The sequence below is a fragment of the Turicibacter sp. GALT-G1 genome (assembly GCF_025594995.1).
GTDB lineage: Bacteria > Bacillota_I > Bacilli_A > MOL361 > Turicibacteraceae > Turicibacter > Turicibacter bilis.
The window spans coordinates 130282-156131 of the sequence record NZ_JAMQUS010000008.1; the positions used below are offsets into that span (position 1 = coordinate 130282).

General features: G+C 34.4%; 25 protein-coding genes and 1 tRNA gene. 5 read left to right on the top strand and 21 right to left on the bottom strand.

The window, feature by feature from the left end:
- The first annotated feature begins 71 nt into the window (after positions 1-71).
- Positions 72-389 carry a hypothetical protein gene (locus NEH74_RS02145; RefSeq protein ID WP_055243811.1) on the top strand — a complete coding sequence of 106 codons (318 nt, stop codon included), beginning with the start codon at positions 72-74 and terminating at the stop codon, positions 387-389.
- A 244-nt stretch (positions 390-633) separates the two neighbouring features.
- On the opposite strand, the gene NEH74_RS02150 is transcribed toward NEH74_RS02145, so the two are convergent.
- From NEH74_RS02150 to NEH74_RS02165, 4 genes are all read right to left on the bottom strand, one after another.
- Entirely contained in the window at positions 634-912 is a 279-nt protein-coding gene (locus NEH74_RS02150; RefSeq protein WP_055304432.1) for a hypothetical protein, read from the bottom strand.
- Between the two features lie 84 nt (positions 913-996).
- Positions 997-1473 carry a hypothetical protein gene (locus tag NEH74_RS02155; protein ID WP_068758863.1) on the bottom strand — a complete coding sequence of 159 codons (477 nt, stop codon included), beginning with the start codon at positions 1471-1473 and terminating at the stop codon, positions 997-999.
- 871 nt (positions 1474-2344) lie between these two features.
- A tRNA-Cys gene (locus NEH74_RS02160) sits at positions 2345-2418 on the bottom strand.
- A gap of 134 nt (positions 2419-2552) precedes the next feature.
- A complete protein-coding gene (locus tag NEH74_RS02165) occupies positions 2553-5180 on the bottom strand; it encodes an SIR2 family protein (protein ID WP_262941029.1) in 2628 nt (875 codons plus the stop codon).
- A 271-nt stretch (positions 5181-5451) separates the two neighbouring features.
- Here NEH74_RS02165 and NEH74_RS02170 point away from each other — a divergent pair, with 271 nt between their 5' ends.
- Positions 5452-5736, top strand: coding sequence for a hypothetical protein (locus NEH74_RS02170; RefSeq protein WP_055274864.1), 285 nt, complete (start codon positions 5452-5454; stop codon positions 5734-5736).
- 32 nt (positions 5737-5768) lie between these two features.
- On the opposite strand, the gene NEH74_RS02175 is transcribed toward NEH74_RS02170, so the two are convergent.
- From NEH74_RS02175 to NEH74_RS02185, 3 genes are all read right to left on the bottom strand, one after another.
- The gene (locus NEH74_RS02175; RefSeq protein WP_055274862.1) at positions 5769-6425 is read right to left on the bottom strand and encodes a hypothetical protein; all 657 of its coding nucleotides are present in this window, start codon (positions 6423-6425) and stop codon (positions 5769-5771) included.
- Between the two features lie 172 nt (positions 6426-6597).
- Positions 6598-7434, bottom strand: a complete 837-nt coding sequence (locus tag NEH74_RS02180; RefSeq protein ID WP_055304439.1) for a hypothetical protein — start codon at positions 7432-7434, stop codon at positions 6598-6600.
- Between the two features lie 148 nt (positions 7435-7582).
- Positions 7583-7918: a hypothetical protein gene (locus NEH74_RS02185; protein WP_055304440.1), complete on the bottom strand. Its 336-nt coding sequence runs from the start codon at positions 7916-7918 to the stop codon at positions 7583-7585.
- Between the two features lie 280 nt (positions 7919-8198).
- Between NEH74_RS02185 and NEH74_RS02190 the strand changes: the two genes are divergently transcribed.
- Positions 8199-8792 carry a hypothetical protein gene (locus tag NEH74_RS02190; protein WP_055304445.1) on the top strand — a complete coding sequence of 198 codons (594 nt, stop codon included), beginning with the start codon at positions 8199-8201 and terminating at the stop codon, positions 8790-8792.
- Positions 8793-9345: 553 nt separating this feature from the next.
- Here NEH74_RS02190 and NEH74_RS02195 read toward each other — a convergent pair.
- From NEH74_RS02195 to NEH74_RS02250, 12 genes are all read right to left on the bottom strand, one after another.
- Complete coding sequence (locus tag NEH74_RS02195; protein WP_055243827.1) at positions 9346-9858, bottom strand: hypothetical protein; 513 nt, start codon at positions 9856-9858, stop codon at positions 9346-9348.
- 217 nt (positions 9859-10075) lie between these two features.
- The gene (locus NEH74_RS02200) at positions 10076-10225 is read right to left on the bottom strand and encodes a hypothetical protein (protein WP_156344915.1); all 150 of its coding nucleotides are present in this window, start codon (positions 10223-10225) and stop codon (positions 10076-10078) included.
- On the bottom strand, positions 10222-11526 hold the full coding sequence (locus tag NEH74_RS02205) for a DUF4179 domain-containing protein (protein ID WP_262941030.1): 1305 nt from the start codon (positions 11524-11526) through the stop codon (positions 10222-10224). The genes NEH74_RS02200 and NEH74_RS02205 overlap by 4 nt, the downstream gene beginning before the upstream one ends.
- A complete protein-coding gene (locus tag NEH74_RS02210; protein ID WP_055304449.1) occupies positions 11526-11855 on the bottom strand; it encodes a sigma-70 family RNA polymerase sigma factor in 330 nt (109 codons plus the stop codon). The genes NEH74_RS02205 and NEH74_RS02210 overlap by 1 nt, the downstream gene beginning before the upstream one ends.
- Positions 11856-12080, bottom strand: coding sequence for a hypothetical protein (locus tag NEH74_RS02215; RefSeq protein WP_055243781.1), 225 nt, complete (start codon positions 12078-12080; stop codon positions 11856-11858).
- 101 nt (positions 12081-12181) lie between these two features.
- The gene (locus NEH74_RS02220) at positions 12182-12823 is read right to left on the bottom strand and encodes a YesL family protein (RefSeq protein ID WP_055243779.1); all 642 of its coding nucleotides are present in this window, start codon (positions 12821-12823) and stop codon (positions 12182-12184) included.
- Between the two features lie 264 nt (positions 12824-13087).
- On the bottom strand, positions 13088-13516 hold the full coding sequence (locus NEH74_RS02225) for a gamma-glutamylcyclotransferase family protein (RefSeq protein WP_055304451.1): 429 nt from the start codon (positions 13514-13516) through the stop codon (positions 13088-13090).
- Positions 13510-14154: a pyroglutamyl-peptidase I gene (gene pcp, locus NEH74_RS02230; RefSeq protein WP_055304453.1), complete on the bottom strand. Its 645-nt coding sequence runs from the start codon at positions 14152-14154 to the stop codon at positions 13510-13512. Before pcp ends, NEH74_RS02225 begins: the two co-directional genes overlap by 7 nt.
- A gap of 26 nt (positions 14155-14180) precedes the next feature.
- Positions 14181-15095, bottom strand: a complete 915-nt coding sequence (locus NEH74_RS02235) for a DUF979 domain-containing protein (protein ID WP_055304455.1) — start codon at positions 15093-15095, stop codon at positions 14181-14183.
- A complete protein-coding gene (locus tag NEH74_RS02240) occupies positions 15095-15796 on the bottom strand; it encodes a DUF969 domain-containing protein (RefSeq protein ID WP_055304458.1) in 702 nt (233 codons plus the stop codon). The genes NEH74_RS02235 and NEH74_RS02240 overlap by 1 nt, the downstream gene beginning before the upstream one ends.
- Positions 15797-16099: 303 nt before the next feature.
- Positions 16100-19219, bottom strand: a complete 3120-nt coding sequence (locus tag NEH74_RS02245; RefSeq protein ID WP_262941033.1) for an AAA family ATPase — start codon at positions 19217-19219, stop codon at positions 16100-16102.
- A gap of 1 nt (position 19220) precedes the next feature.
- The gene (locus NEH74_RS02250) at positions 19221-20354 is read right to left on the bottom strand and encodes an exonuclease SbcCD subunit D (protein WP_055304461.1); all 1134 of its coding nucleotides are present in this window, start codon (positions 20352-20354) and stop codon (positions 19221-19223) included.
- 869 nt (positions 20355-21223) lie between these two features.
- On the opposite strand from NEH74_RS02250, the gene NEH74_RS02255 reads away from it, so the two are divergent.
- Positions 21224-22309, top strand: a complete 1086-nt coding sequence (locus tag NEH74_RS02255) for a GntR family transcriptional regulator (RefSeq protein ID WP_082411169.1) — start codon at positions 21224-21226, stop codon at positions 22307-22309.
- 340 nt (positions 22310-22649) lie between these two features.
- Here NEH74_RS02255 and NEH74_RS02260 read toward each other — a convergent pair whose 3' ends face one another.
- Complete coding sequence (locus NEH74_RS02260; protein ID WP_055245156.1) at positions 22650-23543, bottom strand: DUF368 domain-containing protein; 894 nt, start codon at positions 23541-23543, stop codon at positions 22650-22652.
- A 249-nt stretch (positions 23544-23792) separates the two neighbouring features.
- Here NEH74_RS02260 and NEH74_RS02265 point away from each other — a divergent pair, with 249 nt between their 5' ends.
- Positions 23793-24881 carry a PRK06851 family protein gene (locus NEH74_RS02265; RefSeq protein WP_055245154.1) on the top strand — a complete coding sequence of 363 codons (1089 nt, stop codon included), beginning with the start codon at positions 23793-23795 and terminating at the stop codon, positions 24879-24881.
- 335 nt (positions 24882-25216) lie between these two features.
- Here the strand turns inward: NEH74_RS02265 and NEH74_RS02270 are convergent, their stop codons facing one another.
- A complete protein-coding gene (locus NEH74_RS02270; protein ID WP_055245152.1) occupies positions 25217-25801 on the bottom strand; it encodes a histidine phosphatase family protein in 585 nt (194 codons plus the stop codon).
- Between the last annotated feature and the right edge of the window lie 49 nt (positions 25802-25850).

The following is a 25850-nucleotide window of genomic DNA, read 5'->3' on the forward strand; positions in this document are numbered from 1 at the left end:
AAATCTCACACCTTTAATGTTCTATAATTTCTTCAACAAGGTAGGTCATGAATAATAAAGGGGCGATCAAAATGATATGGATGATTCATTTATTTTTCTTTACCATCGGAATTTCTCTCATCCTCATTGGAACAGGGATGATTTTATTAAATTGGGTTCCGAAGAAATCCTCTCAACTTAAAGAGTTAAGCGAGCGATATGAGCATTCGATTGATGAAGATGAACTTTGCCTCTTTGAAGGTGGCTATCGGATCGCACTTGGAATCTGTTCAACCATTGCTGCAATGGTCCTCCCCTATCACCCTAATCCAATCCTTATTTATCTGATCATCCTTATGTGTTTCATGATATTCTATTGTCCAATCAAATATTTATTTTTTAATCCGTAAAGGAATAGCTTTCAGTCGGAAGGACTCTCTCTTAATCTTAACCTCCTTTCCGTTTACTCAACATTCACTTAATCCTCACCACTCACTGAAACTTCCTTGCACTGAGATCAAAAAGGCTATCTCAAAATAAACATCATTTACAATTTAATGAACTATTAAATCAATCAATCTTTATGATCTCATTCTGGTAAATCATGATTAAAAAGGGGGACTCTCTCATTTTGAGACAGTCCCCCCTTTTTTGTTAGCTATTTGGTCGCACTTCATATTGTGTACGCATCGTTAGAATAAGGTGTTGATGGATTTGATGATTGAATGGGGTGAGTGGTTTATACGTCATTTTTTTGTAAAATAAAGCATCATTTCGTTGACAACAAGTCGATTTTAAATAACTTATAAAATCTGGGTGTGGCATCTCTTCAAGTCGATTTTTTCGTTCACTTGATTTCCCGTTCATAGTTACCGCGTATTTCCCCCCTGAAAACACATCGATTTCTAAATTCCCCGCTTGTTTATCAATCATTCTACAATCTCTCCCTTCGTCCTATTAATAGTATACGTTGAAGAGAATTAAATTATTTTTAAACTTTTGTAAAATAAGGATTAATTAACAAACTTGATTATTTACTACATGATTAACAATACGATGTGGTTTTAATCCTTCTTTATCTAAGTGACGCTTAATATTTTCAATTCCGTTATTCACCATATCTTGATGAAGATTCTTCTTAATAATTCCATCCACATCTAATCCTGTATAAAGGTAAGCAATAGCACAGAACATTCCAACAAGTTTTGTATGAGCCTTTACATTAATTTTTTCCACATCAAACTCGAGTAATAATTCACTATCATCTTTATCATGAATTAAACGTTTAAACTCTAACAGTTTTTGTTCTAATTCTTCTAATGAGCATGTTTCACTTTCTAGCATCCAATGACGTGCCATCTTTAAATCCGGATCACGTTCCAAACGGCTTAAAATTAAGAAAATCGCACGTAAAATTTGGTCATCATTTAATGCATTTTGTTGGCAAACAATTGAATCATTATTCATCGTTAAATAAAAATAAGAATTTAACATAGTCATCCATCCCTTCTTGATTACTACTTATCAATCTCGCACAGCGTGGCACATTCTCTTTTCTCCCCAATATATCGTACCGTTCCCCTGATTCTGATTACTTAAAATTATACCAAACAATTGCTCAAACTCCTACACCCATCTGGAATAAAACAACCATTTCTTTTTCAAGAAGTGATGATTTCAAGTAGTCTGTTTAAATGATATCCCCCCTGATAAAGGAGAAAGATACCTCGTGAAAAAGAGTCTCAAACAGTTTAAAAAAGATGAAGGTACAAGAGGCATCTGATGCGGTTCTCTTTATTGAGTTTATTTCTATTGTTTAGTTTAATTAGTTTATCATTCATCTTCTCAATACTTAAATCTATGGATATTATGCTACAACTCCCCTTATTGAAGGGCAATTCAGAGATATCTATCTCCTTGAAACGAAAAATCAAAGACTAACAAATCTAGATATTCAACCTGATTTCATTGTATTTAATAATGAGTTTAATAACTGATATTCCCTTAACTTGAATAAGGATCATCTCAACATTACAGTTACCAAAATATTATCATCACAGCCAACCCATCTCAAATGGATTCAACCTTAACTCCGATGAATGATCCACTCATCTTGTTCAGAAGCTATCACTACTATATCAATCAAATCAGGTTGTCATTTCCCCTCCTAAAAACAAACACCTTGAATTTGAACTAGACCATCCTATGATGCCATTTCTCCCTTTTATTAATTGAACAATCAAAAGACTCCTTAATTAGTAGGAGTCTTTTAATTGTTCATCGTCATAAAAATAAAGCCTGTCACAAGGATTCATTCCATGACTCACTCTGACAGACTTTATGATCATTTGTAGTCTAAGAAAAATGGAGGCGCCAATCGGATTTGAACCGATGATCAGGGAGTTGCAGTCCCTTGCCTTACCGCTTGGCTATAGCGCCCGATGTTTCGTTTTCTTCCCTTACATCATATTCTATGCGCCTAGGTATTAAATGATGACTATAACCTTTAAAAGAATGAAGCTTCTTTTATGAAAGACTTCATTCTTTAGGATTGATTCCATTTCAACGACTAACTAATGATGATATAAGTCAAAATATAAGTCAATCAGCTCAGGAGCTGCAACCTTTGTTCGGATTTTTTGAATTAATGCTTGTTTAATGGCTTGGTAGTGATGTGTCTTGGCTAGGCGTTGATGAATGTCTCTTGATAACTGCCAAAACCAATCTGATTCTAAAGGGGCTTGCTCTATTTGTTCATAATGAGTTAAAAAATAAGCACATGAATCTTGGTTCATGAAAAATTCAAAGCTATTCCTATCGAGGACACCACACGCAATAAGCTCACCAACTGCACATAAATCCTTTGGATGATGAGTGATATGTGCTTTAATTTGCTGCTCAAATTCATCATAAGCTAGCTCTAGTTTAAACTCAAAGGCTTGTCTAAGTAACTTGAAATTAAATTCTTTTTTTAATCGTCTTGTTAACGCCTCACTGACTTTCATTTGAAGTTCCTCATCAATAACTGGAGTTAAGGTTACTAATTCAAAGCTATCAATCTGTGTCAAATAAAGGTCAATCAATGGGCGTAATTTTTCTACCGGTTGACTTAAGAATGACGTGAACTGAATGTAGCAAGACTCAATCTCCTCATTTAATAAATATTTCTTAATAAATTGATGAGTGAGCTGTTCTTCTATTAAGTTCTCCACTGCTTTTGGAAACTGAGAAGATTGATTGAGTTGAGCTCTCAAAAAGTTGAGACAATCCGTTATCAAAATCATAGATGAACCATCATTAAACAACAACTGTAACATACTTAGTAGCTCTTCTTCCTTCAATTGAATTACTGAAAGAAGAGCTAAAGTGATCTTCACCATCTTTTGAACATGGACTTTCATCAGTGTCGTAAGATTAGGTTGGGTTAAGACTGCTAAAAGCTGTTTATAATAAAGAATTAACTCATTGACATGAGGGTTTTGAAACTGTTTTCGATTGAGGCGTTTCATGAGATGCTTGAGTTCTTCTTCACCCATATATTTAATAATCAAATGCACGGTAAAGGAGTCTAACTCCTCACTATTATGATACAAACGTGCTTCAATATAACTTTTATACAAGTGCGAAACTTCTAAATATTGATCAATCACGAGTTGATTTTCATGCATAAATTCAAATAATTCTTGTGCCTTAAAATTTAACCTCGCGAACGCTTGGTCTTGATTCGGCAATTCATTAATGAGTTGAATCATATCATTTAAGTATTTATAAATAAAATAAAAGTTACTCAAATCCGCTAAAAAGGCATATTTTCGTTTAAACGAGGCAGGTAGATGATGATACATCAACTCTAAATTCAATTGACGAATTTCATCCACAATCTGCTGTGATTGCTCACTGCTTAACAATCGTTGAATCGTGCGACCGGTCCAATAACGATTAAACTGAGCAAGAAAATGAAGTAAATAATGTTTACATTTAAACGCCTCTACCGCTGTTTTCTTATACAAATCATAGGCTAACAATAAATTCCCATGCTTAAATTGATAGTAGGCACGGTGATAATGTTGCCAAATCCCATCTCCTTGGTTCATGCACTCGGTTAAGACACTCGTATACGGTGGCAGCAAATAATTTTTATCATCATTTTGAATAGAATGCACCGATCCATCTGGAAATTTAACCGTCCTAATCCCTGCTTTGTTAAGTTGCCAACACGTCCGTTCATCTAGAACATAAGGTTTAGATAAGTTTAAGACTCCCATTTCAGTCACTTCTTCTTTGATTAGATGCCTTAAATCATTTAAGCGGACTCGATTTAATTCATCAAGAGGCGTGAGTCGCTCACCAAGCTCATTATCATCGCTAGAATAGCGATATAATTCATCAAGATTTAGTTTTGAAAGTGCCTGAAAAAATGTTAAATAGCGTTGTTCATACGTTGCATCATCCACATTCGATAAAAGATGGTTCACATCAATCACATGGATGCCTTGTGACTTATAATAATCAAAGTTATTTTGATCCAACGTTTGCTCTAAATATAATAGATAAACGGGTTGAAAACTACTTCCCTGTAATTCTTTCACCCAATTTAAAATAAGTTTCATATTTCGATCGTTTAATGAGTATCCAATAAAAAGTGTAATATTTGAGGCGATAACAGATTTCACCATTGTTTCAATGAGACGAAACTGACTACTATAAGAGAGATAGTCATTCTCTTTTAACACGACATTTTGATGTTTCACATCGCCATGCATTTTAATGAGGAATTTCTTAGTTCGCGTTTGCGATACTTCTTCATCTTTTGCAATGACATCATAAAAAAGTCCTCGCGCATAAATCGCTTGCTCAAGTAAATCATCGTAATTCGTTGTAATGAGATGAATCGGATTTAAGTTTAAGATTTCATCATGAATTTTATTACTTTGTAAATCGAGATCAAAAATATCTCGTAATAAATCATAATACTCTTTATGTCCACGCAGGTTATAATATTTTTGTGGAATTCGTAAGTATTCATTTTGCGAATAGCGTTCTTTTTGTTCTGAAAATGGACCAGAAAATCGATCAATGACTTCTTTCCATGATGGAAAATTAGATAACATCGAAACACCTGCTCCAACAACGATGACTAGCTTGTTATCTTCTGATGCCTTTTTGATAATCCGTAAACTTTCTTGCGTAAAGGACTTCACCTCCCTCACCTCCATTATTACTAATTTATGTAATTTTCGATGATTACATACTCCAATTCATCTATTAATGTACAATAAAATCAGATTTAGAAACGTTCAAAATTAAAATCGTACTTAGTTGTTGACCAATGATTTTTTAAACAGTTAGATAATCCTTTAGCCTTCATTATGGTCCGTTCACACACCTCTCTTAGCCAAAATATCTATTTCTCCTGATAAAAGCATCTCATTAGGATAAACTAAATTTAGATTAATACTGGGAGTGATTGAAATGAGTTTAAAAGAGACATACGAAGATTTACAACAAAAGGCTTCTAAAATCAAACATGAACTAGCATCACTAAAAACTGAAATGACCCTATTAGAAGAAAATATTCATGGGATTGAACTTAATCCAAATTTTTTAGAAACAGACGTACAGCCTCTTTATGAATCGCTTTGGAATTTACAAATGGTTTATAAAAAGCGTCAAACGGAATTAAATACTGTAACACTTCAACTGAATCAACTTGATCACATTCTTGAAGGTATCATGGAAACTGATCAAATGATCTAAAAAAAACCACCAGTAGAACTGGTGGTTTTTTTTTATTCGAAATAAATGGGATGATAACTAATAATATAACTTTCATTTCCATCATGTTGAAGGGTTACACTTGCCACCCCAACTTGATGACACTCAATAGATTGATGCCAATTTTTAATTAAAGAGATGGGTTCTATCACTGTTTCATCCACTTCATATAAATCTAAATCAATCGTATAAGTTCCATCATCATTGAACTGACATTGATAAATTTCAGGATAGATTTGATAGGTTTTTAACTTAATATCTGGTCGTGCCACATAATCTCCTAAATCAATATAGATTCCTGACAATTGTGCCTCTTGATTAAAATACTGCTCTATCAATGAAAACATCATTTTTTTATCAAAAGAAGCATAGGCTTCATCTTCCCGCCACATCGGTTCAACCATCGCCGGATAGTCTAACTGCAAAAGTTGTGAGGAAAAATTTAATAGTTGTAACGAACAGTCGTCTCCTTCTTCATAATCAGCAAAATGTGTAACAGTCAATGCCTTAAAGTATTCATTTAATTCTGCGACTTGTTCATTCGATAGTGGAATCGTCCATTCATCTTCTCGATCATCTAATCCCTCATCTACTTTTTTACCATTCATTGAACAAGCTACCAAGCAAAGAGTCATTAACGAAAAACAAATCACACTCATTATTTGTTTCATTAGATTTCCTCTCCTTTAAGTGTCTCTATGACTTTGATAGTACATTATATTCAATGATTCGCCTAAACTTGACATATTAAAAAGCTATGACCACAATTAGCCATAGCTTCTTTAGTGATGAAATGAATATTTATCTAGACATTCCGTTACCATTTATATGTGAAAATAACACCTAATATTCCTCTTTTTGATCTGCTTCAATCATCAGTCTAGCTAAATGATTAACGGTATTTCCCCAAGTACAAAACATTAAATCAATTAAATCATCGCATCCTAAAAAAGCAACAGCGCTCTGTGTATCCCGCTTCAAGTCTTTTATTTGAATATAAAAATTATCCACCGGTTCAGTATGTGAAGGGGATATCACATACTGAACCGATTCTTTTAAACGATATTCTTCCTCTAGTTCAAATACCTCATGATGGTTCTCCATCGTGGTTAAAGAGGCATTTTGAGGACTTGGTGTCGAATTCACTTTAAATGACGTCACAATCGCATGCGTGATTTCGCGTGCATTCGTAAAATTTCCGTGTAGAGAAACTGAAATTTGTGTCAAACATTGATTAGAAATAAGCATCGCATACGTTTGACTTCCAGCGGTACTCATTGCCTGCTCGATAATCACAGCTGGATAACCATCGATCATGGCTTCAGTCATAGTTTTAATTGAAAATTGATGTTGCATAATCCCAACCATCCGTTTTAAAAAGGCTAGTTTGTCTGTCTTCGTTTGAAAAGATGCGTCATTAAGTCGTTGACTACTAATCGTCACGGTTAGAGGCGCGATACTATAATCATGATACTGATTCGCCTCATAAGCAATAAACTCATAACCATCACAATTGGTCATCGTATTCAAATGATCTGGTACACAGATACTGTAATTTAAAATATCATATTCCACTAAATTTCGATAAGCATACTCACGAGCAGCATATTTTCCTAACAACTCTTCTAAATTTAAATTTAGTCCCTGAAAAGTTGTACAGAATTGATGATTTAATCTCATGAACCCATTTCCCCTTTTATCAAAGATATTCGATTGTAGTCGTCTTTTTTACTACATTGTCATTGTATGGTTCACCTCACCATTTTAGACATTATTTTTAAAAGAAAACGCATAAAAAAAGATGTCTCCCCTAAAGTAAGACATCTTTCTATCCTCTCATTCCACTGACAGATAAAATCTTATATTCAATTTCTTGACACTCAAACGTTGTTAAAACTGAGCCTTCTAAAATCAGATGGCCTAATTCTGAAGTTTCACCCCATTTTCCTTCAAATAAGTTCACCTCATGATCAGGGACAATCATCACATTTAAAATAAGATGATCTGTTAAATTTAATAATTTGACTTTATCATATAATTTAATTTCTTCACCTTGTTGTAATTTCCGCACTTTTTTGAACGACTGACTCTGATTCACTGTCTGCTTTCGTTCTTTAGCTGTCGATAAATAATGCTGTAAATACGCCCTCTCTTTTCTTTCCATAACTCCCCCATAAACAAATAAATCTCACGTTACATTGTACAAGCATTAGAAAAAAATGTAAATCATAACCCTTCAATTTTCTTATGAAGCAAATAGCTCCTCCTTTATTTCGACATCTCCTTAAAAATAAATCTTTTTCCTTGATTCATTTTATCGGACTTCGTGAATTGACTCGTTAATCCCTGTGCTCATTTTGTAATCATTTGTCACTCTAATCGTAAACCAAAAACGTGCTTAATATAATGTATCAAACTTATCATAAGAGAGAGGGTTGACCTATTTGAAAAAAATTATCGCTACATTATCTCTATCTATCACGGCCTTACTCGTCGTCTTTGTCTTACAATATAACTCTGGTGCCAAAACAACAGAAGAAGCCATGACTATAGCGGGTTTAAGCGCTCTTGAAGTCCTTTATGAGAAAAAGACGGAAGAAGGATCGATTATACTTTATCGAGTACCAGGTGAAGAACAGATTTCTCTTGCCTTTTTAGATCGTAGCTTTTCTGGTTATGAATATATCGATGGTTCGATTCAATATGAAACAACGACCCTAGAAGAACAAGCTGGGTTAACTTATGTCGCTCTTCGTCAATCGGATGATATTCCCTATACGATTTATGCTGGAGTCACTAAAAATCCTGACTTATTTGAAGTGCTTGTGACGGAACCAACCTTTAGCATTGCTCATAGTGCCAAAATCTTTGAATCAGCCGTTGAAGGAACTTATATCTGGATGGCTTACTCGCCCGATTTTACAGGTGATAATTTTTCATTAATCGGTTTAAGTGAAGCAGGGGATATCATTGGTCACTTAGAACACGATGGAACGACATTAACCATTCATTCCATTGATCCATCCGAAGCACAATAAAAAATATTCCCATTCAAGCGAAAGGACACCGTAATGGTGTTCTTTTTTATTTTATTTTTATATCCCTACTCTCCCTGTACAACGATGAATTCCAATTCATCCATCATACTGTCCTATTCAGAGGATAATTAATGGTTTGAGTTTAACCTTTCTTTTCTAACAGCTCATCATGTTTTCCTTACTCAATCACCTATCCATTATTCCTCAAGAAGATTTGATCAGCTTTTAAATGGTTGACAAGCGATGAAGCACAATGAACGTGGTATGCCGTTGCATGATTTAATCAATACCTAATAACTACTTTTGTCCTTGAGATAAATTCCCCCCCTCTTCGGTATCCTGTCCATCTCTTAATTGAGTACTAAATTGATAAGTGTCATTTTCCCACACCTAGTTGGACCAACAATGGAGTTTGATACTCATCTTATTCCCTGCTCTCTAATGCTACTGTTATAACAAAATTTTGATTAACTTGTAAGCATACAAAAAAGACATAGGTTCTCTTTTTCCCCTATGTCTGAACTTATTTAAATGAATTAATGGAAATCCCTCCTTAATAAACAAACTCCGTATGCGTCCATTGACGGAAAAAATTAATATCCCGAATGCTGCCATCAGAGTTTAATAAACCTAAGTAAACTCCATCATTTTTTCCAACTTTCCAAATCGCATTGGCTGTATTATCTTTCGTTGAAATTCCCATGTCCTTAATACATTGAATAAAAATATCTTTTCCAACTCCAAATGTTTCAGTGATATAAGCCACTAAATAAATATCAATCGCACTAGCTCCTAGTTCACAAGGATCTTTACTTAAAAGGTGTTCTTTCAAAATTTCAGGCCAATCTTCTTGATAACTTTCTAATAGTAAGTCTTGGATTTCATTAATACAATATGACTTATAACAACGTTTCTCCCACTGACGTAACATTGAAGCATCTCCGTTTAATTCAACTAAATGGGTTAGCATCGTTTTTAATCCACATAGCATTGGAATAACTTTCGTGGTTAACGAACGCCCTTGTAAATGATCTGGTAATACAATTTTTAAATTCTCATCTTTCATAACCTCTCCCCCAATTAATGTAAACCCTTTCTTTTTTGTTTTTCACGTTTATTATATGACCTCTTGTCGATTATTTCAACAATGGTTGATGAAGATTTTTAAATTTTTCTTACATTTCTGATAAAGGTCGTTCTGACTTATGAAAAAAGAGCCCTTATCTACTGTCCAATATATGACATAGGGCTCTTTTTTGGTTCCTAATTCTTTAAAACTTTCTCTATTTTAACGGAATTCGCAAACTCCATGCTGGCGCTTCTTCACTTAATTCAGGCATCAAAGGAATAACAATCGTATAAGCTTTTGATGTATCAATATAGTCAATTCTGACACTATATAACCCTTGCGATTGATCTTCTACCGCCATCACGATTGTCCTTCTCGTCGAGCATAATCATTCAACTCTTCATCAAATAAAACAAGACTACTTAAATTATGTGGCCAATAAGTATCTGGAAGTCTAAAGATAATCTTCACTTCATCCTCCATTAATTCAATATCTTCTATCATTACTTTTTCAGTTGAATTTCCCCATATTTCTTCTCCAATAAACTCAGTTAGAATTTTAAATTCGGTTGATTTTTGTAAATTCAAATAATAAATGACTTCATCTAATGCAAATCCTGAGGCTAATTCCTGATCAGTTGGTTTTCTTGTAATCGCTTGGTATTCATCATCAATCACTTGAGTGTTTGGTGTTTGATAAATCTGATAATGAATTTTATCTTTCACAATATAACGATACGGCTCGGTTGTTCTGGGATAAATCTCAATCCACTCTAAATCTGACCAATTCGAATTCACTCTTAATTTGAAAGTTGCCTCTTTTTTCTCAGAATCAAAGCTCCCTTGAACATCATCTACATCGTAAAGCTCTTCATTTGAACCCTTAATGACCAAATCTCCTAGTTCATAAAAAACGTCATCAACCGATTCCCCTTCAACACTCATATAAATCGTATTAGCTAACTGGCTTTTTACGACTTGATTGGCTGAAATCATTGTCCTTTCATACTCTATTGTAGCATCCGGATTCAAACGTTCTCCTCCTAATAATTTAGAGGCTTTAAATTTAAAATTCCATTTTCCTTTTAATGACTCAAATCCACGTGTTAACTGACTAATTCTTAAATCAATGGTAACTTCATCTGGTAAATGAAGATCGCCCATACTTGCTTCAATAATAATGGCTCCGGTTTTCTCATCAATTTGGCGAACTTTTGGACTATTAGCCATCGTTTTTTTCCCATTAACGAATAAATAATAATCTAAATTAAAAAAATCATTTTCATTTAATTTCTCATAGCCAGCTAAAAAGTCACTCTCTACCGTTAGTGCCATCATTAAAAGATTATCATCTAATACAACTTCAGCTAGTGTTATAGTTGTTTCTTCATCAACTTCTGATACCCCAATCATTTTAGCCACTTCTTGAAACCTTCCGGCTGGTTCCCCAAATAAATGTGCCGAGAACGCATTGAATGATTGCGTCATTCCTTGTAATGCTTTTGCCACCTCTGGCTGACTTAATCCAATGATACCTACGATTCCAACAGAGGCTGCTATTGACATCGTTTTTTTCCACTTCATCGTTTTTTTATGTTGCTTCATTTCAGTTTTAGCACGCGTTATCCCTTTTAATACGGCTTCTTCATATGCTTTTGAATTCATTAGCAACTCCCCTCCTTTAACATCAATCGAAGTTCTCGCTTCCCTCTTCTTAAATGACTCTTGACCGTATTTGAGCTCATTCCAAGTTGAGTTGCAATTTCCTCAATACTTAAATCATCAAAATACTTTAAATGAATGACGGATTGATATTCAGGTCGTAAGTTCTTGATGGCTTCATGCAAATCGATTTTTTCTTCAATTGAAAAAACATGATGATGCTTCATCATCCCTTCATCAAGTTCTAAAAAATCTACTTTTTGAATCGAATCAAGCGCTAAATTCATTAAAATTTTGGTCATCCATGTTTTAAAATACTTAGGTTCCTTCAACTACCCAATCGTTAATAACCCTTTATAAGCTAGTTCTTGGATTAAATCCAAAACTTCCTGATCATTCTTCACATATCGATAAGCAATCTGAGTAAAATAGCCCTCATAACGCTTCATTAATTCTAAAAATGCTAAATCATCTTGTTTCATTGCTTTTTTAACCAGTTGTACTTCCTCTAATTGACTATAATCTCGACACCATGGCATCATGATAACCTTTTTCATTTCATCCTCCTTATAATCTGACTTTTGGATCCACTCTCTTAGACAGAATTTCATCTTAAAAAGTTGCAAATAAATATAAAAAGACCAAAAATTTTGGTCTTCTAAAAATCTAATCCTTCTTCATTTAATTCTTTTAAAATTTCTTGACGCTCAAGGAACTTAAGAATAGACTGGCGAACAAAATAGCTTGCAATTAAAGCGATAGCTCCTGGTAAAATAATCACAAGACCTGGTACCATCAATAAGCAGAATAACATGCTCACAATCACTCCAAAGGCTTTAATAGATTCTAAAAAATAAGCATGTGTAAATAAAAATGAATTTTTAATAATTGTGAATGTCTTTAATTCATACTTTGCTAATAAAGCACACATATAAATACTAATCATAATGACCTCAAAAGCAACTAAAATCATGATAATCAATGACAGATTAAAGCCATCTTTTAATGAGGAAAGCCCCATCATAAAATAAGTGAGACTACTAAACCACAAAATTCCTAAGACAAGTGTAATCCAAAGTGATTGAACAAAGTTTTCTTTATAACTTTTGATAAAATCAGAAACTATCTTAGGCTCTTTTCCACCTACTTTTTTACCAGCCACATAAAGTAACGCAGTTGTCGATGCGCCAATTGTTAGGATAGGCAAACACCCAATAAGCCATAAAATAGATAGAATTGCCATATCACTTAATGTGTAAATCAATTTAAAAAATAAATTATCATCATACTGTTTTTCCATTTTAAAATCCCCCCTAAAATCAGTCAACTATCTCAACATCTTTTTAATCGTTATTATACCATTTATAGGTAATTTTTTCTTCACAAATTGTTGCAATTTTTGTGCTTTTTATGATAACTTCATCATATGATTTAAAAGAAGGCAATACTCTCTAATTTCAACTTCATTTTGTTTTTGTATTTTCACTTATATCGTCAAGAGATGATTACTCTACAATCAGCAAAAAGAAAACAGGTCCAAAACTTTGGACCTGTTTTCTTTTGATTAACCTTTAAATGTTTTCCAACAACGAGTCTCCATTAAGCTAAACTCGTTAGGTTCAAGTTCTATTAATCGTGGATTAATCACGTAAGCATAGGCTTTTTTAATTTCCCCACTAGCAGTTTTAACATCAAGAATTTTACGATCATACATATTTTCTGGATGATTAGGAGCAATATACCCTTCAATCACATCGAGTGGTTGAAGAACCTTATCTAAATTTTTAACATAGAATAATTGTCCCTGTACCGTATGAATTCCATCCGCTAATGCAGGATAATCTTCCTTCCGATAATAATACAACTCGCCTTTTACACTAGCAGATTCATGATGTTCTAAGTTTTCGTGTAAAATCTCAATATAGTTGCGCTCTCCCAACATCAATGTTCCATAAACGAAAATAGGTAACTCATTTTCTTGATGTGTTAGCATACAGCTCCTCCTGTTTCTTTAACATCTTCTTCGACTTGAATAGCTGTTTTAATTAACGTCGTTAACCCTTTAACAATTTCATCACGTGACATCGATGGCATCGTTGGTTTATCGACTGTTTGCATTGGTAAATATGGAATATGAACGAATCCAGCTTTTAAGTTAGGTTGATGTAAAGCCGCATAATGTAAAGCTCCATACATGATGTGATTACAAACGAATGTTCCCGCTGTATTTGAAACAGCAGCTGGAACTCCTGCTTCTTTCATATCACGTACCATTGCTTTGATTGGTAACGTCGAGAAGTATGCCGCTGGTCCTTCTTCAAAAATCGTACGATCAATCGGTTGTTTTCCATCATTATCAGGAATACGAGCATCATCTTGGTTAATCGCAATACGCTCAACTGTAATATTTGGTCGTCCACCTGCTTGTCCTACACAAATGACAACATCTGGTTGCTCTTCTTTTAAAATTCCGTATAACACCTCAATACTACGATCGAAAACTGTTGGAATTTCACGTTTTAAAATTTGTACCCCTAAAATTTCATCTGGTAATTGTTTGACAGATTCTGTTGCTGGGTTAATGGCTTCTCCACCAAATGGATCAAATCCAGTGATTAAAATCTTTTTCATCTACAATTCCTCCTCAAATCAACAAATTAAAATGCTAAAAAACGCATTAAAATAATATGAATAATTAACATGATAACCGCAAATGGAGCTTGCGCTTTAATGACACCGTATTGATTTTTAATATCTAAAATTGAAGCGGGAACGATATTGAAGTTTGCCGCCATTGGCGTTAATAATGTCCCACAGAATCCTGCAGTTAAAGCAAGGGCACTTGCAATTAATGGATTGGCTCCTAATGCAAAGACAAATGGAACTCCAATTCCTGCTGTAATAACTGAGAAGGCTGCAAAGGCATTTCCCATAACTGCTGTAAATAACGCCATCCCAACACAGTACGCTGTTACCCCTAACCAAATGTTCCCGGTAGGAATCATTTGACTTACTCCACCAGCAATCACATCACCGACACCAGCAATCGTAAATAAAGTTCCAAGAGCGGCTAAGATTTGAGGTAAAATCGCTGTTGGTCCAACTTGACTTAATAAGCGAGTCGCCTCAGAATTAGCTTCCCCAATACTTGATTTTGAAATCAATAAGATGACAATTAACGCTCCAATCCCACTTAATCCAATGGCATTGTACGATCCTAAGTTTGTAAACTGGGCAATCACGAATGCTAAAATCGCTAAGACTAACGCTGGAATAAACAATTTATTTCCAATCTTAGCTGCTGATTCTTTTTTGAACTCTTCTGTCGTTGTGTTGAAGCTAACTAGTTTAACCTGTTTTGTAGCTGATAAGATGGCCATTACAATAATTAAAACTCCAACAATATTAGCTGGAATATAATCACCTAAAATAAAGATAATCCCTAAAAGCGACCAAAATAGAGCCGTTCCAACACGTGCTTGTTGTCCTTTAGTACGTAAAGCTGAGACAGCTAAGGAAACACAAATTAATCCAATAATCGCATAAATAACAAATAAAAGTACATTCGTCATTAGTTATTTCCTCCTTTCTTACTGCTCACACCATGTGCGCGTTGCATTTTTTTCTCGTTCAATTTAAACTGAATAACCCCAAGAATTAAGGCAATCACTGCAATTGGTAACGTATACAACGCAATTGTTGTTGGTCCTTGCTTTGAATCAACCGTATAACCTAATTCATTTAAAGTTCCGACAATTAACATTACTCCAGGAGCACCAATAAATAAGGTTTGTCCAAAAAAGTTCCCATAGTTTTCAGCTGCTGCTGTTAACCCTTTAATGGTTTCAGAATCTTTTTCATTTAACTCTTTATAATTAGCGCGAGCTGCTCCTTCAGCCATTGGTAAAACTAATGGACGACCAAATTGAACATGGCCTGACATACGAATACTTAACGCTGCCATTAATAAACGGAACACTAAGTAAATCGAAAGAACACCATCCGCTTTTGCACTTTTTAATTGACTAATTAACCAAGCTGCACGTTCTTTCAAACCATAACGCTCCATTAATCCGATAACCGGTAACGTAATAACAAATAACGTCATATAACGATTAGCAACGAAAGCTTCCCCTAACTTTGTTAAAATTTCATTAAAATCTAATCCTCCAACAAACCCTGTGGCAATCCCTGCTACCACAACGATGGCCAGTGTGTCGATTTTTAAGATGAACCCAATAATGATAATAAAAACACCGATTAAACTTAACACATCATTTCCTCCTTTGATTTTCTTTGTCTTAAAAAAATTATAACACAATTCTGACACATTTCGACATCCATTTTATGGAATGAGATCGATTTTTCTATAAAAATAATACAAATCATTATCTCTAACAGCTATTTTATCTATAAACGACACTAAGAACCGTATTCTTAATTTGATATCTAAAATATTGTAAAAAAACAAAGAAAAACCTGAGAAATCAACACTAAAGTGATAGATTTTCTCAGGTTTTTCAATGATTAAGTTCTTTTGTACCCTCTAAATTTGATAAAACTTAACTTCTCTGTACTATTTTCTAAAATAAGCCTGACTTCCTGCACCATCCGTTTCAACAACTAATTTAGCTGGAATTCTTTCTTTTAATTCATTCACATGTGAAATTACACCAATTAATCGACCATGATCCTGTAACTCCATTAAAATATCAATTGCTTGATCAAGCGACTCCGAATCAAGCGTTCCAAATCCTTCATCAATAAACATCGTATCTAATTGAATTCCTCCAGAATTTTGTTGCACTGTATCTGAAAGCCCTAATGCAAGTGCTAACGAAGCTTTAAAACTCTCACCACCTGATAATGTATTGACGGGACGATTGTTGCATGTATGACTATCGTAAACATCTAAATCTAATCCTTTACGCCCTACACCTTTAACCTCTTCACGACGAAGTAAATAGTAACGTCGTGAGGTCATCTTCTGAAGTCTTGCATTAGCTGCCGCTAATACCTCATCAAAGTAGCTGGATAACACATATGTTTCAAAAGACATCTTTCCACCACTACGTCCATTGGCTAATGAGTCTAACTCACCAACAATCGCATACTCTTGTTCTCGTTTTTGAATCGTTTGATATTTTTTGGTGACAGAGTTTAGAATCATCTCATTTTGTTCAAGGTTCGCCATTAATGTCGCACGATCTTTCGTTATTTCAGCTTTTCGACGATCAAGTTCAGCCATCATTTCTTCCAAGACACTTAAATCGACACGATCTTTACCTTTTAACTCTTCTTGAAGCATTTCTTGCATCTTCGTTGCCGTATGAAGCTCTTGATAATAATTTTGAACCTGTTGCTCAAGTTGAGCTAATAATTCAATCCACTGTTTTGCCTCTTCATAACGTTCAACTGATTCAAAATAAGTTTGAATTTGTTCAAAAAAGGCCTCGTTAGATTGCTCAAACTGTTCAATATAATAAGCTAATTGTTGATTAACCTCTTCAATAGCCGCTTTTAAACCAGCGATTTGTGTCGTGACTCGTTGATAATCTGCTTCACTTGAAGAAATATTTTGTTCCAGTTCAACTTTTCTCAATTCGACCTCACTCATCATTTGATTTAATACGTCTAATGAACGATAGTTTTCTGGAATACTTTCCTCTAAATCTTTTTTTGAACGCTGTTCAGCTTTATAACGGTCTCGTTGCTCTTGAAGTACACCTTGCTTTTGATCAATCTGCTGCTCTAATGGTTCAATCTCAAGCTTCAATTGTGTCAATCGTTGAATCTCATTCTCTAATCTTTCAACATCTAAATGAACTTTTTCAATTAATTGTACTAATTCATGAGTCTCTTTTCTTAACACCTCACTTAACTGATCAGCGACTTCTTGATTTAATCTGAAATCAGATGAAACGACATGTCGTCCTTGTAATGTTTGAACCAATTCATTTAATGAGCGTTGCTCTTCTGATTGGGTAGTCTGTAACACTGTTAGCTCCTGTTGGACTTGACGCACTTTATTTTCTAATGATTCTACCTCAAAGCGAAACTGGTCGAGCTCATTTTTCGACAAAATCTTTTCATCACTACGACGTGGATTTGGATGGTCTAAAGACCCACAGACCGGACAAGCTTGACCCACCTTTAATTCATTCGCTAATCGTATGGCGGCTGCATTAATGAACAACTCAGCTTGATGTTCATAAGCGTGACGCTGAGTCGTAGCGTCACTCATCAATTGCTGATAATAAATCTGCTGTGTTTCAATCAAATTCGTTGTTTTTTCATACGAATGGAGTCGATTAACCAGTGACTGAACATATTCAAAATCTTCATTTAATTTCAACTGTTTCAAATTTAACGTATGTTGTTGATCTTTAAAAGTCGCTAATTGCAATGTCAATTGCTCCAATCGTGACACTTCTTGACGTAACACGATTAAACGACCTTCTTCGACTTCAAGTTCAGTCTTTAATGTCTGCCCACTTTTTTTAAGACTCTCAAGTAACTGACATTTTTGTTCTAAATGAGTGACTCCTTCGATGTATCGTGCTAAGTCACTCTTTGACTGAATTAAACTAGCAATTTCCTGTCTTAATGACTCTATGGCAGTATAGCACTTTTCTACTAAAATGAACTCTGTTTCACACTCTTTTAATGAGTGCATTAACTGCTGCTGTTTCGTTGCTGTATCCTGTTGCAGGACTTGATATTTCAGACACTCATTCTCTAAATTAATGAGACCTTGTGCAGATTTTGCCTCTTGTATCTGTTTTTCTCGTTCTGAAATCGAGGCTTGATAATGATTTAATTGTTCTAGTGTTTGAATCACTTGTTCATATTGTGTAAACTTCTCATTCAATCTCATTCCCGCTTCATGATGAGTGCGATGCTCTTGTATCATTTCATCTAAGCGATTTGACATCTCAGTTAACGTATTCGCCGATGCTTTCCAAACGGCTTGCTGATCTTTAGCTATTGCTAATACGTTCGTTAATGGCTGTTCTAGCTCAATCACATGTTCTTCATCCGTTTTAATGAGCTTTAACTCTGCCTGAATTGACTTTTGTGTATCTGCCACCTCTAGCTTCAGTGCATTGGCCTGTTGAGTTAGCTGTTCCTGAATCGTTTTATAAAAATCAGTTCCAAAAATCTTACGTAAGATCTCTTCTTTATTCGTTGTATTCGCAAGCAAAAATTCTTTAAAATCTCCTTGTGGAATCATCACAATCTTACGAAATTGCTCAACTTTCAATCCAATGATTTGTTGAATTTGCTCTTTTACCTCACCATCCTTCGTTATTGGCGCCTGCTCACTTCCTACCTCTAGTAACTCCACTGTTGCAGGAACTTCTCTAAATCCATCTCCACGCTTTTTCTTTTGAAGTTGCTGGGGGGCACGTGTAATCTGATACGTTTTATCCTTCACTCTAAAACTAAACTCAACCTCAGTTTTTAACTCACTATCCTTTGCAAAATCACTGCGGAGCTCTTTTCCTGTACGACTACCTCCACTCGTTTCACCATAAAGCGCATAACAAATGGCATCAAAAATCGTTGTTTTACCTGCACCCGTTGGTCCTGTCACAACAAAAATATCTTGCCCGTCTAAATCTTCCTTAAAATTCAGCGTCGTTTGCTTCGCATAAGGCCCAAAAGCCGTAATCTTTAATGACAATGGCTTCATGTTAACACTCCCCTCTCAATTGTTGAATTAATTGTGTAATAAGCTGAGCTCCTTCTTCATGGATGGTTTCTCCCTTGTGATGTTCGTAAAAATCAGCAAACAATTGCTCAGGTGTTTTTTGTTCACGAGCTTTCTTTGTTAATCCGCTTCCTTTAAAGTCACTATTATTTTCAAGGAGATCAAGAATCATCACATTCGGATACACTTGACGTAGCTTTGCCATCGGTTCTAATAATTGGCCTTTATCCGTTAAGATGACACGTAAATAATCCTCGCTACCTGGTTGATTCAACAAATCATCTAACTGTCCTGTTAACGTTCTTAAATCACGTCTTGGCGTTAACGGTAAAAGTTCACACGTTAGCTCTCCTGTTCCACTTAAATCAATCATCGTGACCGATTTTTGATAATTTTCTTCTGAAAATGAATACTTGAGTAACGAACCGCTATAACGAATTTTATCACTACCAACTTTTTGTGTTCGATGTAAATGTCCGAGGGCGACGTAATCAAAAGGCTCAAAATGTGTAGCAGAAACAGACTCTTTTCCCCCAACCACTAATTTTTTCTCTGAGTCTGATTCTTGTGGGTCCTCTCCACCAACAACAAACGCATGCGTCACTAACACGTTACGCTCTTCCTTATTAATCGGGTTAGATTCAAGTGTGACCCTCATTGCCTCATCGAGTGATTTAATGGTTTCATCTTGATGCGCTTCACGTACAACCGCGTAATCAGCAAAGGGAAGTAAATAAACATTCACAGGTCCATGCTCATCCTGTAGAACTACTTTTTTCATCTCTTTCGTATAACGCCCCGCTACATAATAATGAGCAGCTTCAAATAATTCATGACCAAAACTGATTAAATCCGCCCCATCATGATTACCTGCGACCGCCAAAACTGGCGTCTTTAACTCCATTAATACATCTCTTAAAAACTGGCTATACAATGAAACCGCACGCGCAGGTGGAACACTTCGATCATAAATATCTCCTGCTAACAAAACAGCATCTGGTTTATACTTTTTAACATACTCTTTTACCTGCTCTAACACATACTGTTGATCCTCAATCATTGAAAATGAATTAACAATTTTACCAAAATGTAAATCTCCTAAATGTAAAAACCTCAAACCAATTTCCTCCTCAAAAAAGCGAATATTTGTTCTCATTATAAGCTTTTTTTACAAGAACCGTCAATGAAATTAGGTTCCAAACTATCGACAAGTTTCTTACTTTATTACCAAGGAAATACATACAAAAAAATCGTCAATTGACAATTTTTTTATCCGAATTTAAACACAACCTGGTATCCCATCTAGTGATAAAGATATAAAACTCATCCTATGACTTTGGATATTCGACTACGATTGATGACTAATGGCCCTTATGAAGATGTTATATTAACTAATTATGTCTTCCTCAAGATTTCACACTCCTGCTGTCTTGTGATTTTTATTTAAAGTAACACAGGTTATATTTTGACAGCTACTATATAAGTCCAGATAAACTTTCTTCAGAGAAAATTTAAAGCCCTAGTAATGGAGGAATAGATTTCTTTCAGAAATCGCTAGGTGACCCAAGCCCTAGTAATGGAGGAATAGATTTCTTTCAGAAATCGCTAGGTGACCCAGCCCTATCAGTGAATGATACATTTTCTTCCAAAATGCTAGGGAACCCATTCCCTAGCAATGGTGGATTGTTTCACAAGTGAAACTGCTAGGTGACCCCTGGACGATAGGCTGTCTCGATAGGTACAACATATCAGTATTTTTTACTTGCTACTTGAGAGGTAGACTACTTATTTGTTTATATATCGTTTTTTTTATGGATTATTGACATAATCACTCATTTCAAATCAAGTTGTACTATCAATTCTTCAAGGATGATACAAGCTCATTTAATTACTTCAAAATCATTGCTTAACTCTGTAAAAAAAATATATACTATTAACAGACAACTTTTTTTAAAAACAAAAATGACTTGATAAGGGGCGATATTTATTCTTAATCAAAACTTACCTAAATACTTAGCCGTTGCAGAGTGGATTAAACAAAATATTTATAATCATACCTTTAAAGCGGGAGAAAAGTTAATCAGTGAGAATCAATTGTGTGAAAAGTTCTCAATTAGTCGTCAAACTGCTCGCCAAGCCATTTCTGTTCTTGAAAAAGAAGGATTAATTCTTAAAAAACAAGGAAGCGGGACTTATGTTAGTCAGATTTTCTCTGAAGCTAAAACAATTTCTAAAAATATTGGATTGGTGACAACGAATCTAGATGATTATATTTTTCCTGCAATCATCTCTGGGGTGGAGAAAGTTTTATCGAGTAATGGTTATAATACGACGTTACGCTTAACAAGAAATAGGATTAATAATGAGCGAGAACAATTATTATCACTCTTAAAATCAGATATTGATGGTTTAATAGTTGAAGGTACAAAATCTGCTTTACCAAATCCAAATCTTGATATTTATCGTCAGTTTGCTGATCGTGGGATTCCAGTTGTTTTCATTAACAACTACTATTCGTCACTAAACTGTAATTTCGTTGTCGTCGATGACGAAAAAGGGGGCCGCTTAGCCACACGCTATTTAATTGAGCAGGGACACCAAAAGATTACTGGAATCTTCAAATATGATGACATACAAGGGAATCTTCGCTATAAAGGATTTTTAACTGAAATGTATGATCAAAACTTATCCGTGGATGAATCAACGATTATCTGGTATTCAACTGAAAATGCAGAACAACAATTCTCAATCGAAAATCTTCCTACTCTACTAAAAAAATTAGATCAATCAACGGCGATTGTTTGTTACAACGATCAAATTGCAATGAAGTTAATGCAATTGTTATCAAATAGCGAATTATCAGTTCCTGAGGATTTATCGCTTGTGAGCTTTGATAACTCGAGCTTAAGTCAAATCGGGACGATCTCTTTAACGAGTGTGACTCATCCAGGAAAAGAGCTTGGACGATTAGCAGCCGAATCTATTTTAATGATGATTGAAAATCCTGATTATGAGATTAAATATGTTTATGAACCGGAGCTAATTGTACGACAATCGGTAAAAAAACTATAAATGAAAAAGAACTCGTTTGAAGCGAGTTCTTTTTATTATTCTACTTTAATCAAAAGTCTTCTTTTATCTTAGGTAACTTAAAAAAGTGTAATCATTACCCACTCATTTAATACAAAGCAAAGGAAGACTTTCAACCTTTCAGTTAAAAGTACTAATCCCTTATCTCCTATCTCTAAAAAAATTTAGTTTCTTTTCAAAGAGTAACTATACTTAATTTGTTTATCAATACAACTTATAAAAATAAAACACTACTATAATATAGAAATTTGCCTTACTTCATTAAGGAAATGTTTATCACACGCTATTAAAAAATAGCTGACAATCATCAGCTATTTCTCAATTATTTATGTTTTTTTTCAATAACTTTACTGAACTGTTCTAATCCAATAATAACGGCCCCTCCAATAATGAAGAAGATAATATTGAAGGTACTAAGTGACATTGGAGGTTGTGGAACTTCTAATGTCGTTGGTCCCATAAAAACAGCATATAATGATCCTATCATTAATCCTAAAATTAAATAAATCATTTGAGGGCGTGCTGTTTCTAAGAAATGGCGAATAATTTTAATCGTTGATAAAATCCCGATCATAACTCCTAATCCAAATACAATTAAAATAGGTAAATACGAAAAATTAAACGTTAACACTTCTTTGATTGAGCTAATAATCGTTGTATATAATCCGAAAATTAACAATAAAGTTGATCCTGAAATTCCTGGTAAAACCATAGCTGAGATGGCAATCATTCCAGCAATAAATACATATAAAATCAATCCAATATTTAACTGACTTAACGAAACTTCAAACCCTGTGCCACCCGCTACTGGATTAAAGACCGTAATGGCTACGACCACTAAAATCCCTGTAATGGTCCAAACAATATTTAGATATTTATTTTTAATTGTCTCTTTCTCCGCTTTAATAATTAATGGAATTGAAAAGATAATAAATCCAATGAAGACAGAGCTAATACTATAGATATGCTCTTCAAAGATTGAAGCTAAGAATAAAACGGATGTAATCATCCCAATAGCCCATCCAACTCCAATTTTTAACAAGAACTGTAATGCTTGAATTTTTTCCTCTTTGCTATTTTTTGAAACAAGTGTATTTAATGATCCAATAAATTCATCATAAAATCCTAAAATAAATGCAATCGTTCCTCCTGATACACCTGGCACACTATCTGCTAAGGCCATAAAAAAACCACGAATTAAATTAACAATAAACATGTTTTTCACCTTTACCTATTCTAATATTTTCATCCGTTATTTCTACTTTTAATATTATCCACTTTATGTATACAGAAGATAATCTTTTCCAAAATTAATTCTAACATAATCTTAAAAAGACTTCAATCCAAGAACCATTGTTAAAACACTTACATCCTGAGACAAAATTTAAGATATTATTCACCTTTTAGGCACTGTCCCATAAGATAATAATGGATAATGTATTGTGAGCTTAAGGGAGGCATCTGAATGACAGCAACTATTAAAGGGTATTTTGCTTGTGCAAATAGTTCCCGTGGATTTTGTAATTATTTTGAGTCAAATCTTCAAGGGCTTGAACGTTTATATATTTTAAAAGGAGGGCCTGGAACTGGAAAATCAACGTTGATGAAAGAAATTGGCGCTGACTTCTATGATTTAGGTTACGATATTGAGTTTATTTATTGTTCATCTGATCCAAGTTCATTAGATGGTGTTTTAATTCCTGCTTTAAAAGTTGGAATTGTTGATGGGACAGCGCCACATGTGATTGAGCCAACGGCTCCTGGTGCAATTGAGCAATACGTCAACTTAGGGATCGCTTGGGATAAAGAAAAACTTTCCCCTTATAAAGATGAGATTCTTTCATTAAAACATGAAATTAGTGCCTGTTATGAACGACTTTATTCAGAATATGCTCATGCATTAAAAATTCATGATGCATGGGAAAAAATTTATATTGATGAGATGGATTTTAACCTAGCTCCTCAATTTAGATACGTTATTTGCGAAACCTTATTAAAATATCCTTCAATTGACCATACTCCAACTGTTAAACATCGATTCTTTGGTGCATCAACTCCTACTGGTTCAGTGGATTACATTGAAGACTTAACACATGATTTAAAACGTTATTTCATTAAAGGTCGTCCTGGAACAGGGAAATCAACACTTTTAAAAGAATTAGCTAAAAAAAGTGAAACATTAGGGTATGATACTGAAATTTATCACTGTTCATTCGACCCTGAATCATTAGATATGGTTTTAATCCCTCAACTAAACATCTGCTTCTTCGATTCAACGGCTCCTCATGAATACTTTCCAAGTCTTGAAACAGATGAAGTGATTGATACGTATGAAGCGTTAATTACTCCAGGTACCGATGAAGCTAATGCCGATCGATTAGCTGAAATCGCCAGTTTATATAAAGCAACTATAAAAAAAGGAACAACTGCTTTAGGCGAAGCAAAAAAACTCCATGATGTATTAGAAGAAATTTATATTAAAGCCATGAACTTTCAAATTATTGAAGGGATTTATGAACAAATTAAATCTGAAATTTATGACTTAATCAAATAGAAAAAGAGGTGTATCAATTTGGATACACCTCTTTTGTATTGGCTGTGTTTTAAATAAATGTTGATAGTTAAAGTGATTAATATTAACTACACTCTTCTAAAACACAACCTATGATTTAAATGGATTAGGTTTTTATTTAAATCGTTCTTAGTTTAACAGTATAGGTAAAAATAGTTTGTTAAGGGTATTGATACTGGGGTAAATCATTGGTTTAGACAACCTTTAAAAATTGAGTACCTATATGAACCATGATCCTATATTCAGGTGCTTATCATACCTCAATTTATCTTCCTCGTCACTCACTTTTACCAAACTTTTTACAAGATTATACATTTTTATTTTTCTTGGCGAATTATTTCAATCAGGTTGAATTGTTTATTTTCATATTCGTACTTACAAATGGCACAATTCGAAAAAGCACCATTCATCATCGCTTGTTTTGCTTCCTCTTCAGTTATCCAGTTTCTCATGAAATGAAAACAAGCTCCCGCATGTGAAACGGCTAAGACGATTTGATGATCGTCTTTTTCCATAATCCCAAGGCAAGTTTCTTTCATTCGTTGTTTCACTTCTTCTTGAGATTCTCCCCCATAAGGAACGAAAAAGTCTTTATATCCCTCTGGCGTTTTTGGATTTAAGTCTTCGCTTTCACCTTCAAAGGTTCCGAAATTCATTTCTTTTAATCCTTTTAGACGTTGATAAGTAATGGACTCACCAACGACTAATTCTAAGGTGTCAGATGCTCGTTCAGCTGTTGAACTGTAGAAATGGTCAAAGTTAATTCCCTTTAATCGCTCTCCCGCTTCTTTTGCTTGAATGATTCCTTGCTCTGTTAGAGGTGAATCACAAGCCCCCTGAATTTTTCGACGAACATTGAACAGTGTTTGCCCATGTCTCATTAAATAAAATGTTTTCTTCATGTTTATTCCCCGTTTTATACTTATTTTAACAGTTTTACACAACTTATGT